17 protein-coding genes and 2 tRNA genes are annotated in these 17,970 nt (G+C 69.6%); 10 read left to right on the plus strand and 9 right to left on the minus strand.

Annotation, left to right across the window (positions count from 1 at the left end):
* The first annotated feature begins 28 nt into the window (after positions 1 to 28).
* Positions 29 to 1,060, plus strand: coding sequence for a ketol-acid reductoisomerase (ilvC, locus tag BI335_RS01510; RefSeq protein ID WP_094356165.1), 1,032 nt, complete (start codon positions 29 to 31; stop codon positions 1,058 to 1,060).
* Between the two features lie 77 nt (positions 1,061 to 1,137).
* Here ilvC and BI335_RS01515 read toward each other — a convergent pair whose 3' ends face one another.
* The 3 genes from BI335_RS01515 to BI335_RS01525 are packed head-to-tail and all read right to left on the minus strand — an operon-like array spanning position 1,138 to position 3,420.
* Complete coding sequence (locus BI335_RS01515; RefSeq protein WP_094356164.1) at positions 1,138 to 1,707, minus strand: hypothetical protein; 570 nt, start codon at positions 1,705 to 1,707, stop codon at positions 1,138 to 1,140.
* A gap of 50 nt (positions 1,708 to 1,757) precedes the next feature.
* A complete protein-coding gene (locus BI335_RS01520; protein ID WP_094356163.1) occupies positions 1,758 to 2,348 on the minus strand; it encodes an O-methyltransferase in 591 nt (196 codons plus the stop codon).
* Positions 2,349 to 2,355: 7 nt separating this feature from the next.
* Positions 2,356 to 3,420 carry a 3-isopropylmalate dehydrogenase gene (locus BI335_RS01525; RefSeq protein WP_172421670.1) on the minus strand — a complete coding sequence of 355 codons (1,065 nt, stop codon included), beginning with the start codon at positions 3,418 to 3,420 and terminating at the stop codon, positions 2,356 to 2,358.
* Between the two features lie 102 nt (positions 3,421 to 3,522).
* Between BI335_RS01525 and BI335_RS01530 the strand changes: the two genes are divergently transcribed.
* Both BI335_RS01530 and cimA read left to right on the plus strand, forming a co-directional pair.
* Complete coding sequence (locus BI335_RS01530; protein WP_094356161.1) at positions 3,523 to 4,626, plus strand: branched-chain amino acid aminotransferase; 1,104 nt, start codon at positions 3,523 to 3,525, stop codon at positions 4,624 to 4,626.
* Positions 4,627 to 4,807: 181 nt separating this feature from the next.
* Entirely contained in the window at positions 4,808 to 6,382 is a 1,575-nt protein-coding gene (cimA, locus tag BI335_RS01535) for a citramalate synthase (RefSeq protein WP_094356160.1), read from the plus strand.
* Here cimA and BI335_RS01540 read toward each other — a convergent pair whose 3' ends face one another.
* Positions 6,383 to 7,672: a thymidine phosphorylase gene (locus BI335_RS01540; protein ID WP_094356159.1), complete on the minus strand. Its 1,290-nt coding sequence runs from the start codon at positions 7,670 to 7,672 to the stop codon at positions 6,383 to 6,385.
* 53 nt (positions 7,673 to 7,725) lie between these two features.
* On the opposite strand from BI335_RS01540, the gene BI335_RS01545 reads away from it, so the two are divergent.
* From BI335_RS01545 to BI335_RS01575, 7 genes are all read left to right on the plus strand, one after another.
* Entirely contained in the window at positions 7,726 to 8,571 is an 846-nt protein-coding gene (locus BI335_RS01545) for a fumarylacetoacetate hydrolase family protein (protein WP_094356158.1), read from the plus strand.
* A complete protein-coding gene (gene gltX / locus BI335_RS01550; protein WP_229119386.1) occupies positions 8,568 to 10,076 on the plus strand; it encodes a glutamate--tRNA ligase in 1,509 nt (502 codons plus the stop codon). The genes BI335_RS01545 and gltX overlap by 4 nt, the downstream gene beginning before the upstream one ends.
* Before the next feature lie 4 nt (positions 10,077 to 10,080).
* A complete protein-coding gene (locus tag BI335_RS01555) occupies positions 10,081 to 11,037 on the plus strand; it encodes a CPBP family intramembrane glutamic endopeptidase (RefSeq protein ID WP_094400435.1) in 957 nt (318 codons plus the stop codon).
* A 107-nt stretch (positions 11,038 to 11,144) separates the two neighbouring features.
* Positions 11,145 to 11,216: transfer RNA gene (locus tag BI335_RS01560), tRNA-Gln, on the plus strand.
* Between the two features lie 52 nt (positions 11,217 to 11,268).
* Positions 11,269 to 11,341, plus strand: a tRNA-Glu gene (locus BI335_RS01565).
* A gap of 127 nt (positions 11,342 to 11,468) precedes the next feature.
* Positions 11,469 to 11,993, plus strand: a complete 525-nt coding sequence (locus tag BI335_RS01570; RefSeq protein ID WP_094356156.1) for a DUF4232 domain-containing protein — start codon at positions 11,469 to 11,471, stop codon at positions 11,991 to 11,993.
* A gap of 39 nt (positions 11,994 to 12,032) precedes the next feature.
* On the plus strand, positions 12,033 to 13,121 hold the full coding sequence (locus BI335_RS01575; RefSeq protein ID WP_094356155.1) for a diaminopropionate ammonia-lyase: 1,089 nt from the start codon (positions 12,033 to 12,035) through the stop codon (positions 13,119 to 13,121).
* Here the strand turns inward: BI335_RS01575 and BI335_RS01580 are convergent.
* The 5 genes from BI335_RS01580 to BI335_RS01600 all read right to left on the minus strand — a co-directional run bounded on the left by BI335_RS01580 (position 13,115) and on the right by BI335_RS01600 (position 17,961).
* The gene (locus BI335_RS01580; RefSeq protein ID WP_094356154.1) at positions 13,115 to 13,651 is read right to left on the minus strand and encodes a DUF309 domain-containing protein; all 537 of its coding nucleotides are present in this window, start codon (positions 13,649 to 13,651) and stop codon (positions 13,115 to 13,117) included. The two genes, BI335_RS01575 and BI335_RS01580, sit on opposite strands and share 7 nt — an antisense overlap.
* The gene (locus BI335_RS01585) at positions 13,614 to 15,302 is read right to left on the minus strand and encodes a glutamine--tRNA ligase/YqeY domain fusion protein (protein WP_094356153.1); all 1,689 of its coding nucleotides are present in this window, start codon (positions 15,300 to 15,302) and stop codon (positions 13,614 to 13,616) included. Before BI335_RS01585 ends, BI335_RS01580 begins: the two co-directional genes overlap by 38 nt.
* Before the next feature lie 67 nt (positions 15,303 to 15,369).
* Positions 15,370 to 15,723, minus strand: a complete 354-nt coding sequence (locus BI335_RS01590) for a VOC family protein (RefSeq protein ID WP_094400443.1) — start codon at positions 15,721 to 15,723, stop codon at positions 15,370 to 15,372.
* Between the two features lie 4 nt (positions 15,724 to 15,727).
* A complete protein-coding gene (gene mptB / locus BI335_RS01595) occupies positions 15,728 to 17,176 on the minus strand; it encodes a polyprenol phosphomannose-dependent alpha 1,6 mannosyltransferase MptB (RefSeq protein WP_094356152.1) in 1,449 nt (482 codons plus the stop codon).
* 59 nt (positions 17,177 to 17,235) lie between these two features.
* A complete protein-coding gene (locus BI335_RS01600) occupies positions 17,236 to 17,961 on the minus strand; it encodes an IclR family transcriptional regulator (protein WP_094429460.1) in 726 nt (241 codons plus the stop codon).
* Positions 17,962 to 17,970: the final 9 nt, after the last annotated feature.

A 17,970-nucleotide genomic window follows, 5' to 3' on the forward strand; every position in this document is an offset into this window, starting at 1 on the left:
CGAAATCCAGCAAGGAGAACCAACGATCGTGGCCACCGAACTTTTCTACGACGACGCCGCCGACCTGTCGCTGCTCCAGGACCGCCACGTGGCGATCCTCGGCTTCGGCTCCCAGGGACACGCGCACGCGCTGTCCCTGCGGGACTCCGGAGTCGATGTCCGGGTCGGACTGAACGAGGGCTCGAAGAGCCGGGAGAAGGCCGAGGCCCAGGGCCTGCGCGTGGTCACCCCGGCCGAGGCCGTCGAGGAGGCCGACCTGATCATGATGCTGGTCCCCGACCAGCACGCGGCCAAGCTCTACAAGGAAGCGGTCGAGCCCAATCTGGTCGACGGTGACGCGCTGTTCTTCGCCCACGGCTTCAACATCCGCTACGGCTTCATCAAGCCCCCGGCCGGTGTCGATGTGGCCATGGTCGCGCCGAAGGGCCCGGGCCACCTGGTGCGCCGCGAATACAGCGAGGGCCGGGGCGTACCGGTGCTCGTCGCGGTGGAGCAGGACGCCACCGGCAAGGCCTGGGATCTGGCCCTGGCGTACGCCAAGGCGATCGGCGGGCTCCGCGCCGGCGGCATCAAGACCACCTTCACCGAGGAGACCGAGACCGATCTCTTCGGTGAGCAGGCGGTGCTCTGTGGCGGCGCGTCGGCGCTCATCCAGGCCGGTTTCGAGACCCTGACCGAGGCCGGCTACAAGCCGGAGGTCGCCTACTTCGAGTGCCTGCACGAGCTCAAGCTGATCGTCGACCTGATGTATGAGGGCGGCATCGCCAAGCAGCGCTGGTCGATCTCCGACACCGCCGAGTTCGGTGACTACGTGTCCGGCCCGCGGATCATCGACGACCACGTCAAGGAGAGCATGAAGGCGGTGCTCGCCGATGTGCAGAACGGGTCCTTCGCGAACCGCTTCATGGCCGACCAGGAGGCCGGCGCGCCGGAGTTCAAGAAGTTCCGGGCCGAGGCCGAGCAGCACCCGATCGAGAAGACCGGCAAGGAGCTGCGCGAGTTGATGGCCTGGGTCAAGTCCCACGACGACGACTACGTCGAGGGCACCGCCGCCCGCTGACCGGGCGGCACCGAGAAGGTCACCAGAACCACGAAACCCCTGCCTCGGCAGGGGTTTCGTGGTTCTGCGCTGTCGGGTCAGCGGCTGCGGATGTCCATGTGCACCAGGGTCGATCCGTCGGCCTGGGTGGCGCTGGAGATCTGCCACAACCGGTCCGGCGGCAGGCCACCCTCCATCCGGGTGAACTCGTTGCTCATCACGCACAGGGCGGTCAGATCGGGCACGGTGGCCAGCGGGCTCGGCTGGTTCTGCCGGCACTCGCCGAACTTCTGCTGCAGGGCCTCGTAACTGGCCTTGGCGCTCTCCTTGGGGAACACCAGCCGCGCGGTCAGTTGGAAGTCATGGGTCTGGCGCCAGGTGCCGAGCAGCACCTTGGTGTCGGCGGCCAGCGGCACGTCCGCCCGATAGGAGATGTCCTCCAGTGTCATCGGGTTGCAGCTGTGGCCGAAGAAGTCGTTGCGGCACTGGGATCCGCGCTCATTGGTGAAGCTGAACATCGGTACGCCCCAGCGGCCCGCATTGGCCGCGATCACCAGCCAGGCGATCAGCAGCACCAGCACCATCACACAGACGCCGATCAGGATCCGCAACCGGCGGCTGCGTCGGGTCCGGACCACCTCATCGAGGTGCGGGTGCGTGGTTGTCATGGCCACATGATGCCGGATGGCTGTGCCAGATCAAGTCGGACCCGGCCGGATCAGCCGACCGGGGAACTCACCGGGGCACTGCGGCGTACCGCCACCAGCACCGCGGTGTCGGGTGCCACCATCGTCTCCACGCTGGCCAGCCGCGGGTCGCTGAGCCAGTCCTGGCGCCGGGTGTTCACCCCGCTGCGATCGCAGGGCGGCCAGCTCGCGCAGGGCACCAGATCGTCGATGACGATGATGCCGCCCTCGGTCACCAGATCGATCAACTGCTCCCGCTCGGCCCGCTTCGCGGCCCCGGCGTCCAGGAACAGCAGCGAGAACGGCGCCAGCGACTCCAGCTTGGTCCAGTCGGCCTCGAAGACCTCGATGTCGTCGGTGGCGAAGACCCGTTGCGCGCACTCGGCGAGCTGCGGATCGGTCTCCGCGGTGACCACCCTCGTACCGGCCGGTGCGCCGCTGCGCAACCAGGCCGCGCCGACACCGCAACCGGTCCCGCACTCGGCGATGGTGCCCTGGCGGGTGGCCGCCAGCGCCGCGAGCAACCGTCCGGTCTCGGTCCGGGTCGACTCGACGAACCCCTGCGACAGCGAGGCGCGCAGCGCGCGGGTGACCAGCTCCGGCACCTCCGGCGGCATGCTCATCGTCGGCTCAGAACCGGGCGGCGATCGCGTCGCCGACCTGGCTGGTCGGGCGGTGGCCGGAGCGCTCGGCGATGTCCTCGGTGACCGCCTTCTCGATCCGGCGGGCATCCTCGGTCCGCCCCAGGTGATCCAGCAGCAGTGCGGTGGACAGGATCGCCGCGGTCGGATCGGCCTTCTGCTGACCGGCGATGTCGGGGGCCGAACCGTGCACCGGTTCGAACATCGACGGGTACGCCCCGGAGGGGTTGATGTTGCCGCTCGCCGCCAGCCCGATGCCACCGGTGACCGCACCGGCCAGGTCGGTGATGATGTCACCGAAGAGGTTGTCGGTGACCAGCACGTCGAAGCGTGCCGGATCGGTGGCCATGAAGATGGTGGCCGCGTCGATGTGCAGATAGTCGGTGGTCACCTGGGGATACTCGGCGGCGACCTCCTCGAACAGCCGGCGCCACAACCCGCCGGCGTTGACCAGCACGTTGTGCTTGTGCACCAGGGTGACCTTGTTGCGGCGCCGGGTGGCCCGCTCGAACGCGTCCCGGATCACCCGCTCCACCCCGTAGGCGGTGTTCACGCTGACCTCGGTGGCGATCTCCTGCGGCGTACCGGCGCGGACCACGCCGCCGTTGCCGGCGTACAGGCCCTCGGTGCCCTCCCGGACCACCACGAAGTCGACCTCCCGGCCGGCGATCACCTCGTCGGCGAGCGGGACCGGGATGCCCGGATAGATCTTCGACGGGCGCAGATTCACGTAATGGTCGAAGAGAAAACGCAGCTTCAGCAGCAGGCCGCGTTCCAGCAGCCCGGACGGGATCCGGGTGTCCCCGGGTGCCGCGCCGACCGCGCCGAGCAGGATCGCGTCCGCGCTCTTCAGCTCCTCGATCACCGAGTCGGGGAGGACCTCACCGGTACGCAACCAGCGATCGGCACCGAGGTCGTAGTCGACGGTGGTGAACGCATCGGGTCCGACCGCGGCACCGAGGACCTTCAGTCCCTCGGTGACCACCTCGGGTCCGATTCCGTCACCGCCGATCACCGCGATGGTTGGCTTGCTGGGGTTCTGATTAGTCGACACGGCCGACACCCTAACCAGCCCCGTGCTGCGGGCGGTGGCGTCTCAGATCCGTGCCGGTGGACCCGATGCTTTGGCCACCTAGCAACTGATAGATTCGCGTCCATGAGCCTGATGTTCGACGTCCGCCCGAACCCCAATCCGCTCCCGGCCGAGAAGCGCGCCGCGATCCTCGAGAACCCCGGTTTCGGCAGCCGCTTCACCGACCACATGGCGGTGGCGACGTGGACCCGCAACGACGGCTGGCACGATTCGGCGATCGTGCCCTACGGCCCGCTCACCCTCGATCCGGCGGCGGCGGTGCTGCACTACGCCCAGGAGATCTTCGAGGGCCTGAAGGCGTACCGGCATGCCGACGGGTCGATCTGGCTCTTCCGGCCGGAGCAGAACGCCGAGCGGATGCAGCGCTCGGCCCGCCGGCTCGGGCTGCCGGAGCTGCCGACCGAGGACTTCATCGGCAGCATCGAGGCGTTGGTCCGCGCGGATCGGGACTGGGTGCCGGATCCCGAGGGTGGTGAGTCCAGCCTCTATCTGCGGCCGTTCATGTTCGCCTCCGAGGCGTTCCTGGGCGTCCGTGCCGCCGAGCATGTGACCTATGCCTGCATCGCCAGCCCGGCGGGGGCATACTTCTCCTCCGGTGTGGCACCGGTGGCGATCTGGATCACCACCAAGTACTCCCGCGCCGGCGCCGGGGGCACCGGTGCGGCCAAGTGCGGCGGCAACTACGCGTCCTCGCTGGTCGCCCAGCAGGAGGCCGCCGAGCACGGCTGTGCGCAGGTGCTCTTCGCCGATGCCGGGGGCCATGAGTTCGTCGAGGAACTCGGCGGGATGAACGTCTATTTCGTCAACGCCCAGGGCGAGCTGGTCACCCCCGAGCTGAGCGGGTCGATCCTCGAGGGTGTCACCCGCGACTCGATCCTGGCACTGGCCAAGGACCAGGGCCTGACTCCGGTGGAACGGCAGGTGAAGCTGAGCGAGCTGCTCGAGGGCATCCGCTCCGGGGACATCCGCGAGGTCTTCGCCTGCGGCACCGCCGCGGTGATCACCCCGATCTCGGAGTTCAAGGACGAGCAGGGTGAGGTCTACCGGGTGCAGAACGACAGCCCCGACGGCGTCGGTGAGCACACCGCCGCGCTGCGCAAGGAGCTGCTCGACATCCAGTACGGCCGCGCCGAGGACCGTTACGGCTGGATGTACAAGGTCGCCTGATCTGCGCTCCTCGCTCAACCAAGGGGGGCGCTGCGCTCCTCGCTCAACCAACGTGGGGGCGATGTGCGTCGGCGTTCTCACCGGCTGAGACCTTTTGGCGTACGCCGATGCGGTTGCCAGACTCGAGGGCGTGACGCACGCCCAGCACACGCCGTTGTCTGCACCCGGTACCGGTTTCGCGATGACCGATCATCCCGGTCCGGAGCACTTCCACGTCTATGACACGACCCTGCGCGACGGCGCGCAGCAGGAGGGCCTGCGGCTCTCGATCGCCGACAAGCTGCGGATCGCGGCCAATCTCGACGAGCTCGGGGTGACCTTCATCGAGGGCGGCTGGCCGGGTGCCAACCCGAAGGACACCAACTTCTTCGAAGCGATGCGGCGCGGTGAGCTGAGGCTCAAGAACTCCACCCTGACCGCATTCGGCTTCACCCGCCGAGTGGGCCGCAGGGCGGCCGATGATCCGATGATCGCGGCGGTCCGCGACAGCGGCGCGAGCGTCGCCTGCCTGGTGGCGAAGAGCCACGACCAGCACGTGGAACGCGCCCTGCGGGCCAGCCTGCAGGAGAATCTGGCGATGGTGGCCGACTCGGTCGAGCACCTGGTCGCCGAGGGCCAGCGGGTGTTCCTGGATGCCGAGCACTTCTTCGACGGCTACCGTGCCAACCGCGAATACGCCCTCGAGGTCGTCCGCACCGCCGCCGAGGCCGGGGCCGAGGTGGTGGTGCTCTGCGACACCAACGGCGGCATGCTGCCGAGCTGGATGCACGACATCGTCGGCGACACCGCCGAGATCGGCGTCGACCTGGGCATCCACTGCCACAACGATTCCGGCTGCGCGGTGGCGAACACCCTGGCCGCGGTCGAGGGTGGCGCGATGCATGTCCAGGGCACCATCAACGGTTACGGCGAACGGACCGGCAACGCCGACCTGCTGCAGGTGGTGGCCAATCTCGAGCTGAAGTTCGGCTGGTCGGTGCTCGCCGACGGTGCGCTCGCCGAGGCCACCCGGATCTCGCACGCGATCGCCGCGATCACGAACGTGCCCGGTTCCCCGCGCCAGCCCTATGTCGGGTCCTCGGCGTTCGCGCACAAGGCCGGGCTGCACGCCTCGGCGATCCGGGTCGACCCGAATCTCTACCAGCACATCGATCCCGCGGTGGTCGGCAACGACATGCGCACCCTGGTCTCGGACATGGCCGGGCGTGCGAACATCCAGCTCAAGGGCGAGGAGCTCGGTTTCGACATCTCCGACCGGGAGCTGGCCGCCAGGATCACCGACACGGTGAAGGAGCGCGAATCCCGGGGTTACTCCTACGAGGCCGCCGATGCCAGTTTCGAACTGCTGCTCCGCAACGAGCTGGGTGAGCTCGCGGAACCGTTCACCGTGCATGCCTGGCAGGTGCACACCGACTACGGTGACGGCCGGACCCGCACCGGGGCGAGCGTGCGGCTGTCGGCCAAGGGTGCGGAGCAGGAATACCGTGGCGAGGGCAACGGTCCGGTGAACGCGCTCGACGAGGCACTGCGGAGGGCCCTGCTGCCGGCGTACCCCCAGGTGGCGGACTACCAGCTCACCGACTACCGGGTGCGGATCCTCGACCAGGGGCACGGCACCGATGCCTCGGTCCGGGTGCTGATCGACACCGACGACGGGGAGCGGTCCTGGACCACCGTCGGGGTGGGGGAGAACGTCGTCGAGGCCTCCTGGGAGGCGCTCAGCGACGCCTATCTCTATGGCCTGATCGCGCGTTGATCAGCGGCTGATCCGCTCCAGCACCACCGGGCCCGGCGCCACCGGTTCGTCCCCGATCGTGTACGCCCCGGTGAGCTGCTCGGTCGCCGAGGCGATCCGTTCCGGGGTGTCGGTGTGCAGGGTGAACAGCGGTTCGCCGCGGCGCACCCGATCACCGGGCCGGGCATGCCACTCCACCCCGGCCGCGGGCTGCACCGCATCCTCCTTGCGTGCCCGGCCGGCGCCGAGCCGCCAGGCCGCCAGGCCGACCGGGAGCGCGTCCAGCGTCTGCAGCACCCCGTCGGCCGGCGCGGTCAGCTGCTCGGTGTGCCGCGCGGTCGGCAGCGGGGCGTCCGGATCGCCACCCTGGGCGGCGATCATGGCCCGCCAGCTGTCCATCGCCCGCCCGGAACGCAGCACCTCCGCCGGGTCGATGTCACCCTTCCCGGCCGCAGCGAGCATCTCGGTGGCCAGTGCCAGCGTCAGCTCGACCACATCGGCCGATCCGCCACCGGCCAGCACCTCGACCGCCTCGGCGACCTCCACCGCGTTCCCCGCGGTACGCCCCAGTGGCGTCGTCATGTCGGTGAGCAGGGCGGTCGTCGTCAGCCCCGCCGATTCCCCGAGCCGGACCATGGTGCGGGCCAGCTCACGGGCACTGTCGAGATCCTTCATGAAGGCCCCGGAGCCGACCTTCACATCCAGCACCAGCGATCCGGTGCCCTCGGCGATCTTCTTGCTCATGATCGAGGAGGCGATCAGCGGGATCGAGTCGACGGTCGCGGTGACATCGCGCAACGCATAGAGCTTCTTGTCCGCCGGCGCCAGCCCGGCGGTCGGTGCGCAGATCACCGCACCGACCTCGGCCAGGATCTGCATCAGTTCGGCGTCGGTCAGCTCCGCCCGCCAGCCGGGGATGGCCTCGAGCTTGTCCAGGGTGCCGCCGGTGTGGCCCAGCCCGCGGCCCGACAACTGCGGCACGATCACCCCGCAACTGGCCACCAGGGGCGCCAGCGGCAGGGTGATCTTGTCCCCGACGCCGCCGGTGGAGTGCTTGTCGGCGGTCGGCCGGCCCAGCGAGCCGAAGTCCAGGCGCACCCCACTGTCGATCATCGCCGTCGTCCAGCGATCCAGCTCCCGTTCGGTCAACCCGCGGAAGAAGATCGCCATCGTCAGCGCCGACATCTGCTCCTCGGCGACCCGGCCGTCGGTGTAGGCCGCGATCAGCCAATCGAGCTGGTCATCGGTCAGCTCGCTGCCGTCCCGCTTGCTCCGGATCAGGTCGACGACGGCGAAGGGCTCGGTGCTCATGGGGCTCAGTCTGCCAATCCGGTGGCATCGCCGGTGCACGCTAGGCTGAGGCAATGCGTGTCGCACGGTTTTCAGTCGGGGGAGACCCCCGTTACGGCATCGTCGAGCTGGCCGAGGACAACGGCCCCCACCCGGACACCATCGGTGTCATCAGTGGGGACCCGCTGGCGATGGCGGTGCAGTTCACCGGTGAGCGGGTGCCGCTGGCCGAGGCCCGATTGCTGGCCCCGGTCATCCCGCGGTCCAAGGTGGTCGCGGTGGGCCGCAACTATGCCGCCCATGCCGCCGAGCTCGGCAACGAGGTGCCAGAGACCCCGCTGACCTTCTTCAAGCCGAACACCGCGGTGATCGGGCCGAACGAGCCGATCATCTATCCCTCGTTCTCCGAACAGGTCAGCTTCGAGGGTGAGCTGGCGGTGGTGATCGGGCGGATCTGCAAGGAGGTGCCGGCCAGCCGCGCCCAGGAGGTGATCTTCGGTTACACGATCGCCAACGACGTCACCGCCCGCGACAAGCAGGGCCCGGACAAGCAGTGGGCGCGCGCCAAGGGTTTCGACACCTCCTGCCCGTTGGGGCCGTGGATCACCAGCCACTACACGATCGAGGAGGCCGGTGATCTGATGATCACCACCACCCTGGACGGTGAGCAGAAGCAGCACGGCTCGACCGCGCTGATGATCCGCCCGATCGCGGAGCTGATCGAATACATCACCTCCTACACCACCCTGCTGCCGGGTGATGTGATCCTCACCGGCACTCCGGAGGGTGTCGGCCTGATGACCCCCGGCCAGCAGGTCAGCATCAGCATCACCGGCATGGGAACCCTGACCAACAAGGTGATCGCGGCCGATGCCGGCACCGATGACGAGAACGCCCAGCAGAACCAGGAGCAGCAGTGAGTGTCGACAACCCCGGCGCCGATTTCGACGTCCTCGGCGGGATCGAGCCCAGCCAGGTGCGGGTCCGGTTCCCACCCTCGCCGACCGGCAACCTGCACGTCGGCAATGTGCGCAGTGCCCTGTTCAACTGGGCCTTCGCGCGGCACTACGGCGGCACCTTCGTGCTCCGCATCGAGGACACCGATGCCGCCCGCAGCACCGAGGAGTCGCTGCGTGGGGTGCTGGATTCGCTGCGCTGGTTGGGAATCGACTGGGACGAGGGACCCGAGGTCGGTGGCCCGTACGCCCCCTACCTGCAGTCCGAGCGGCGCGACAAGTACGCCGAGGTGGTGCAGCGGCTGATCGAGGGTGGGTACGCCTACCGCGACCACTACACCCGCGAGGAGATCGAGGCACTGGGGGAGCAGGCGATCCACCGGGATCCGGCCAACCCGTGCCCGACGCTGTCCACCGAGGAGATCGAGATCCGGGACCGGGCGGGGGAATACGTGATCCGGATGCACGTCCCCGATCACGACATCAGCTTCGACGACCTGGTCCGCGGCCGGGTCACCTTCACCGCCGAGAACGTGCCGGACTATGTCATCGTGCGCACCGGTGGCGACCCGCTCTACACCCTGGTCAACCCGGTCGACGACGCGCTGATGGGCATCACCCATGTGCTGCGCGGGGAGGATCTGCTGAGCTCCACCCCGCGCCAGCTGGTGATGTACGCCGCCCTCGCCGAGCTCGGCGTGGGCTCTGGGCGTACCCCCATCTTCGGGCACCTGCCGATCGTGATGGGGGAGGGCAACCGCCGCCTTTCCAAGCGGGACAAGGGATCCGGGCTGGCCGAATACCAGGAGCTCGGTTATCTGCCGGAGGGCCTGCTGAACTATCTGGCGCTGCTCGGCTGGGCGATCGCCGAGGACCGGGACGTGTTCACGAAGGCCGAGATGGCCGAGGCCTTCGACATCCGTCGGGTGTCGGGGAATCCGGCGCGGTTCGATCCGCGGAAGTGTCTGGCGATCAACGCCGCCCACATCCGGATGCTCGACGACGACACGCTGGCCGCCGCGATCGTGCCGTTCCTGGTCCGGGCCGGGTTGGTCACCGACCCGCCGCAGCCGGAGCAGTGGGAGCTGGTGCGCGGGGCGACCCCGCTGATCAAGGAGCGGTTGAACACCCTCTCGGAGGCGGTGGACAAGCTGCGCTTCCTGTTCACCGCCGACGATGCGGTCGAGATCGAGGAGAAGGCCACCCTGAAACCCGAGGAGGCGTCGGTGCTGGATGCCGCGATCACCGCGGTGGAAGGGCTTCCGGAGTTCACCGATGCGCAGGTGGAGCAGGCGCTGCGGGGTTCCCTGGTCGAGGGGCTCGGGCTGAAACCCAAGCTCGCGTTCGGCCCGGTGCGGACCGCGATCACCGGATCCAAGGTCTCGCCGCCGCTGTTCGAGTCGATGGCGCTGCTGGGTCGGGAATCGTCGCTGACCCGGTTGCGGCGGGCCCGGGCGACGGTGGCCTGACCCGGTGTCGAGCACGGTGCGGGCCGACCAGCCGCCGTTCCCGACCCCGCCGCCGGGGGTTGCCTATCCGCAGCTGCTGCGGACCCCGGCCGCGACCTGGTGGCGCGCGGTGGCGGGCATCCTGCTGGCCCTGTGGGCCTGGCTGCTGCTGGGTGCGCTGGTCAGTCAGGTGGTGCTCGCCGCGGCCTGGCGACTCGGGCACAGCCAGTTGCCCCGGGAGGAGTTCTTCGCCGCCGCGCGGCGCTACGAATACTGGGAGGGGATGCTCGCCTCCCACCTGTCGATCATCACGATGATCCCGATCGTGTTCACCGTGCTGCGATTCGTGCACGGGGTCCCGGCCCGCCGGATCTGGTCGGTGGCCGATCGGATCCGCTGGCGCTATCTGGCCGCCTGTTTCGGGATCGCGGTGGTCGTCTTCGCGGGTTACGTCGCGACCATGCCGCTGCAGGGGATGCCGCTGCGGTGGCAGCCGCAGCCGGGTCTGCTGCCGTTCGTGCTGCTGATCTTCCTGCTGACACCGTTCCAGTCGATGTCGGAGGAGATGATGTTCCGCGGTTATCTCAGCCAGGCCGTCGGCAGCATGTTCCGCAATCCCTGGCCCGGGGTGATCGGCTCCTCGTTGCTGTTCGCCTTCTTCCACGGCTCGCAGAACCCGCAGCTGTTCATCAGCCGGTTCGCCTTCGGGATGGTCGTCGGCTGGCTGGTGGTCCGCACCGGCGGGCTGGAGGCCGCGATCGGGGCCCACGTCACCAACAACGTCTTCTCGTTCCTGCTGGCCGGTCTCACCGGCAGCATCGCCGGGGTGCGCCAGGTCACCGAGGTGGGCTGGCTGAAGTCCTTCTCCGATGTGATCACCTTCGCCGTCATCGCGGTGCTGGCGGCGCTGCTGGCGAAGTGGATGAAGGTGCCGGATCGCACACCGGGCGATGCGGAGGAGACCCGCGTCACCACGGCGTAACCGGTTTGGTGCGGGGGCCGCCGATACGGTAAAGTCTCTCGTCGTTGCCGGAGCGCGAGCCGAGGCGGCACCAGCACTGATCAGGTCACCGACCAGATGGTCAGTATTGGGGTATGGTGTAATTGGCAGCACGACTGATTCTGGTTCAGTTAGTCTAGGTTCGAGTCCTGGTACCCCAGCGCAGGAGCGATTCGCCCCGGCCCTCCGGTCGTGGTAATCTCATCCGGCCGCGGCCCCGTTGTGTAGCGGCCTAGCACGCCGCCCTCTCAAGGCGGTAGCGCGGGTTCGAATCCCGTCGGGGCTACAACTGCCCGGATTCCTTTCACGCAGAGGAATCCGGGCTTTTTCATCTCCGGTGCCACCCAACTTTTCGGTCGGCTCGCCACTCTCCACCGGTGTCAGCGAAGAACACTCGATGAGGAGAGAAGATCATGGTGCGACCCATTGCGCTGCTGTCCGCAGCCGCTGCCGGGCTGGCCCTGGCCGGTTCGATCGTCACCGCCGCACCGGCCGGCGCCACCGAGCCCTACGTCCCGCCCTGCACCTCGGACACGGTCAACGTCCAGGCGGTCTACAACGACGGCGGGATGAACAAGGCGAACTACCGGATCCAGGTGGGCAACCCCGAGAACGCACCGCGGTCCTGCTCGATGGTCGGCTTCCCCGGGGTCGACCATGCCGGGCCGGGTGCGGAGACCATCGGGGCGCCGGCCGGGCGGAAGACCTGGCAGCCCGTGCAGCGGCTCATCCTGGCACCCGGGGAGACCGCGTACGCCGAGTTGACGATCACCAACACCGGCCCGTTCGATCCGGAATCCTGCCAGGCCGTCGAGAGCCGCGGGTTGCAGGTCTGGCTGCCGAACACCTACGACTACACCCTCGTCGACCTGCCGCACCGCGCCTGCGCCAACCCGGAGCTCACCCTGATGAGCGTGGGACCGATGCAGCACGCCTGATCCGCCGCGCGCCCGGCTGGATGGGGGCAGACTGACACCATGCGCCAGCTCGCCCTGCAGGACCCCGGACAGCTCAACCCGCCCGCCACCGACGCGGCCGCGTTCCACCGCAGCATCCCCGGTCATGCGGCCACGCCGCTGGTCGAGCTGCCCGGGCTGGCGGCGCAGCTGGGCATCGGCCGGTTGCTGGTCAAGGACGAATCGGACCGGCTCGGGCTGCCGTCGTTCAAGATCCTCGGGGCATCCTGGGCCGCCGCGCGGGCGGTCGGGGAGCACCGGGGCCGGGCGATCGGCAGCTGGCCCGAGCTGCTCGCGGCGTCCGCCGGCCAGCGGCTCACCCTGGTCACCACCAGCGACGGCAACCACGGTTGGGCACTGGCCAAGGTGGCGCACGATCTCGGTGTACGGTGCCGGGTGCACCTGCCCGACGGGGTCGGATCGCTGGCCAGGCAGGGAATCCGGGCCCTCGGTGCCGAGCTGGTCGAGGCCGGCGGTGACTATGACGAGGTGGTCGCACGCACTGCGGCCGGCCTGGATCCGGCTGCCGGGGAGCTGCTCGTCCAGGACACCAGCTGGGCCGGTTACGCCACCATCCCGCGGGCGATCGTCGACGGCTATCGCACCCTGGCGGCGGAGGCCGACGAGCAGGCCGCCGCTCTCGGCACCCGGCCGGAGCTGGTGCTGGTGCCGATGGGGGTCGGTTGTCTGGGCCAGGCGATGGTCGAGCACTTCCGGGCACCGGGCAGTGATGCGCAGGTCGTCGCGGTCGAACCCGCGGTGGCCGCCTGCGTCACCGCCTCGCTCGCCGCCGGTGCGCGGGTCACCGTCGACACCGGGCGGGCCACCACGATGGCCGGGCTGCGCTGCGGTACGCCGAGTGCGGACGCCTGGCCGGTGCTGGCGGCCGGGTTGTCGGCCGGGGTCGCGATCACCGATGCCGAGTCCGCCGCCGCGGCCGCCGAACTCGCCGTTGCCGGCATCGCACTCGGCCCCTGCGGGGCCGCACCGCTGGCCGGATTGCGTGCCCTGCTGGCGGATCCGGGCGCCCGGGACCGGCTCGGCCTCGGCCCGGAGTCGGTGGTGCTGCTGATCGGCACCGAGGGCGCCGCCGCGAACGCCGGTCAGTGACCCGGCCGCAGCACCTCGGCCAGCTGTCCGAAGGTGGCCGGCGTGCCGAGGTCGGCCGGCGACAGCTCGGCGACCGACCCGTCGACGGCGGCCAGGTCCAGCCCGTGCGGGTGGCGATCCGGGTACGCCGCCAGCGCGGCCAGGCTGCGCTGCCGCAGCCGATCGGCGCCGGTGGCGTTGCCGCGGGCGGCATGGGTGAGCGCCACCATCAACTGGGCCAGCGGTTTCCAGAGCTCGCGTTCGCTGTCCGGGCCGGACTTCCAGGCATCCTCGAACACCTCGTGGGCGTGGAAGGGCCGACCCGCGAGGAGCTGCTCGGAGGCCTCGGACAGGCTTTCCCGCGGGCTCCGGATCACCCCTTCGCCGAGCCGCGGAACGCCCTCGGCGCCATGCGGCAGCGGCCGGCCCAGCCCGTCGCGCGGGCGGGCGTTGCGGGCGCGGCCCTGCTCGTCGCGGTCCCGAGCTCCCGACGCCCCGCTGATGATCCGATCCCTACTTGCCGGCGCGCTTCTGGATGTTGGCCCATTCATCACGCAACCCGACCGTGCGATGGAACAGCATCGGCTCCCGCGGATCGTGGGCGAAGTAACCGAGTCGCTCGAACTGCACCACCGCACCGGGCTCGGTGTCGGCGAGCGCCGGCTCGACCTGGGCATCGCGCAGCAGTTCGACCGAATCCGGATTCAGGTCGTCCATCGGGTCACCGGTCTCCTCGCCCGGTGCCTCGGCGGTGAACAACCGGTCATAGAGCGCGACCGTCGCCGGCACCGCATGCGCGGCGGAGACCCAGTGCATCGTCGACTTCACCTTGCGCCCGTCGGGAGCGTTCCCGCCGCGGGACTCGGGATCGTGGGTGGCGTGCACCGCGACCACCGCACCGTCGGCGTCCTTCTCCACCGAGGTGGCGGTGACCAGGAAGGCGCCGCGGAGGCGTACCTCCCGGCCGGGGGAGAGTCGGAAGAACTTCGGCGGCGGCACCTCGGCGAAGTCGTCGCGCTCGATCCACAGCTCGCCGGTGAACGGGACCTGGCGGGTGCCGTCGGCGGGGTTCTCCGGATTGTTGGTGAGCTCGAACCATTCCACGACAGGGTTTCCGGCCTCATCGACCGGCCAGTCGTCGAGGATCAGCTTGATCGGCCGGGTCACCGCCATCCGGCGCTGCGCGGTGGCGTTCAGCTGGCGGCGGACGAAGGACTCCAACAGTTCGATGCTCTGCCGGGCATTGGTCTTGGTGACCCCGATGTAGTTGCAGAACTCGACGATCGCCGAGGCGGGATAGCCGCGCCGGCGCAGCCCGCGCAGGGTCGGCATCCGCGGATCGTCCCAGCCGTCGACCACACCGTCTTCGATGAGTTGGCGCAGCCGGCGCTTGGAGGTGATGGTGTGGGTGAGCTCCAGGCGGGCGAACTCGATCTGCCGGGGCTGGTCACCGGGCAGCGGGAGCTGATCGAGGTACCAGTCATAGAGCGGCCGATTGTCCTGGAACTCCAAGGTGCACACCGAATGCGTCACCCCCTCCAGCGCATCGCTCTGGCCGTGTGCCCAGTCGTAGGTCGGGTAGATGCACCAGTCGTCACCGGTGCGGTGATGGTGCCGGCGCCGGATCCGATACATCACCGGATCGCGGAGCTGCATGTTCTCCGCGTCCATGTCGATCTTCGCGCGCAGCACCCGGGAGCCGTCGTCGAACTCGCCGGCGCGCATCCGGCGCAGCAGGTCGAGGTTCTCCTCGACCGGGCGATCCCGATACGGGCTGGCGATGCCCGGTTTCCCGTAGCCGCCGCGCTGCTCGGAGATGGTGTCGGTGTCCTGGTCGTCGACGTACGCCTTGCCCTGGCGTACCAGTTCCTCCGCCCACTGGTAGATCTGCTCGAAGTAGTCCGAGGCATGCCGGACCGAGGCCGGGGTGAAACCGAGCCAGGCGAGGTCTTCCAGGATCGCCTCGCCGTATGCCGCTTCCTCGGTGTCGGGGTTGGTGTCGTCGAGGCGGAGGTTGCAGATCCCGCCGAAGTCCTGGGCGACACCGAAGTCCACCGAGATCGCCTTGGCGTGGCCGATGTGCAGGAACCCGTTCGGCTCGGGCGGGAACCGGGTCTGCACGCGCCCGGAATAGGTGCCCTGCTCGTTGTCGGAGCGAACGAGTCCGTGGATGAAGTCGTCGGTCGGCCCGGGCTGCGTCATGGGCGTCAACGTAGCACGCAATCCATGGTGCCGAGCCCCGCCGGACGGCCGTCAGCGGGCGGCGGGGTCAGTCCTTGTGGGCGACGATGTTGAGCACGTTGCCGTCGGGGTCGCGGACGAAGAATCGGCGGACGCCCCACTCCTCCTCGGTGAGCGGATGCACGATCTCGAAACCCCGGCGGCGGGCCTCGGCGTAGGCCTCGTCGACGTCGTCGACCTTGACCGAGATCACCGCGTCCTCGGTGGCCGTCGCATCACGGGTCACCACCTGCAGATGGGCGCCGGTCTCGGGGGAGGTCAACCGGGTGACCCAGCCGAGATTGAATTCCTCGACGGTCAGGCCGAGGTAGTCGGCATAGAAACGTCGGGCTGCTGCCAGGTCGGCCACGGGCAGATCGGCGATGATCGAGTGCACGCGCATGGCATCAAGCCTGCTGCGGTTGTTCGACCCTGTCCAGACCTGCCGTGCGGGTCCTGCGGTCCCAGTACGCCCAGGCGAGGGCCGGGATCGCGGCCAGCGGGACCGAGATCGGCGGCGACAGATACTCCTGCAGGATGCCGGACAGCAGGAGCAGCAGCACCACGGCCAGACAGACCCGGACCACCCGTGCCGAGGGTCGGGCGAAGGGGATCACCGGTCCGCCCCACAGCACGTACCAGGGTTGCACCGCCGGCCCCAGCAATCCGAACACCAGCAGGGATCCGGCAGTGAAGGCGATCGGGCGGTGGGGGCCGAAACGGCGCAGCACCCAGATGAACGCGGCGAGCATCAGCAGCGCGCTGACCACGGTCAGGGTGCGGTCGACGATCCCGAAGCGGACCCCCCAGCGCAGCGCCAGCTGGGCGAACCAGCTCAACGGCGAGTGGTTGATCACCAGGCTGGGCGAACCCGCGTACCGACCCAGCCAGCCGAACATCAACCGGTCGGGCAGGGAGAGCAGGACCAGCACCGCACCGCCGACGGCGCCGCCGACCAGCAACCCCCCGATGGCCCGTCCCCAACGCACCGGCAGGGCGGGGGTGCGGGCGGAATGGTCGCCGAACAGGGCGAACCAGACCACCCCGGGGCCGGCCAGGATCGCGGGTTGCTTCACCGCGGCGGCGACCCCGATCATCGCGGCCCCCCAGAACAGGCCGCCGCGCAGCCGGGCCACCCATAGCGCGATCAGGATGAACCCAAGCATCAGCGCATCGTTGTGCATGCCGCCGATCAGTTGCACCTGCAGCAAGGGATTCAGCCCGATCGCCCAGAGGGCGCCGGTGCCGCTGACCCCGACCAACCGGGCCAGCGGGACGGCGGCGATCAGCATCAGCGCGACCCCGGCCAGCGCGATCAGCCGCATCGCGACGACCGACCAGTAGGGGTCGTCACCGGTGATCCAGACCAGGAAACCCTGCAGCTGCAGCGACAGCGGGGGATAGACCGCAGTGGTCTCCAGCCAGGCGGGGTAGACCCCTTCGGTGAACGGGCTCGGGAAGCCCATCGCCACCTGGTAGGGATTTCTTCCCTGGTTGAGCAACCAGCCCTGAGCGGCGTACGCGTAGGGGTCCGCGGTCATCACCGGCGGTACCGGCCAGAACGGCAGGCTCCAGAGCAGGGCGATCAACCGCCAGGGCCGCCGATGGCTGGCCTCCTCGCCGTGCCTCGGGCGCAGCGCCAGCCAGGAAGCGAAGAGCAGTACCGATCCGAGCACCGCCAGCACCCGGCTGAGGTAGCGCCCGAAGGCGTGCCGCAGCCAGGGCAGGTTCCGCTCGACGAGCCCCTCGGCGCCCTCGGGCAGATAACCGACCGCGAAGGGGAGGACGGCCACCAGGGCCGACCCGAGCATCCCCACCGCCACCCAGACAGGGGTGGGCAGGCGGCGGCTCGGCATGCCGCAATCCTAGGGGGATCGGCGCGTTCGGCGCGTACGCCGAAGCCGGCCGGGTCGGGTCAACCTTCCTGGCCGGAGTCGCGCAGCACCTCGGTCAGCCGATCGGCCGCCGCGATCACGGCCCGGGCGTGCAACCGGCCGGGCTGGCGCGAGAGTCGCTCGATCGGCCCGGAGACGCTGAGCGCGGCGATCACCTTGCCGGAGGGGGAACGCACCGGCGCCGACACCGAGGCCACCCCGGCCTCCCGCTCGCCGACCGACTGGGCCCAGCCGCGGCGGCGTACCGCTGCCAGGGCGACCGCCGAATAGCGCGAACCGCGCAGGCCGCGCTGCATCCGTTCCGGTTCCTCCCAGGCGAGCAGCACCTGGGCGGCCGAACCGGCCGACATCGTCAGCTGCGACCCGACCGGCACGGTGTCGCGCAGACCCGACATCCGTTCGGCGGCGGCGACGCAGATCCGGACATCACCCTGGCGGCGGAACAGCTGCGCGGATTCCCCGGTGATGTCGCGCAGCCGGGCCAGCACCGGTCCGGCGGTCGCCAACAGGCGGTCCTCACCGGCGGCCATCGCCAGCTCCGCGAGCCGCGGGCCGAGGACGAAGCGGCCCTGCAGGTCACGACCGACCAGGCGGTGGTGTTCCAGCGCCAACGCGAGTCGGTGTGCGGTCGGGCGGGCCAGCCCGGTGGCGCTCACCAGACCGGCCAGGGTGGTCGGTCCGGTTTCCAGGGCGCTGAGCACCAGGGCTGCCTTGTCAAGAACGCCGACTCCGCTAGAGTTGTCCATAACTTGATA

The sequence above is a fragment of the Enemella evansiae genome (assembly GCF_002250705.1).
GTDB classification, from domain to species: Bacteria; Actinomycetota; Actinomycetes; order Propionibacteriales; family Propionibacteriaceae; genus Enemella; species Enemella evansiae.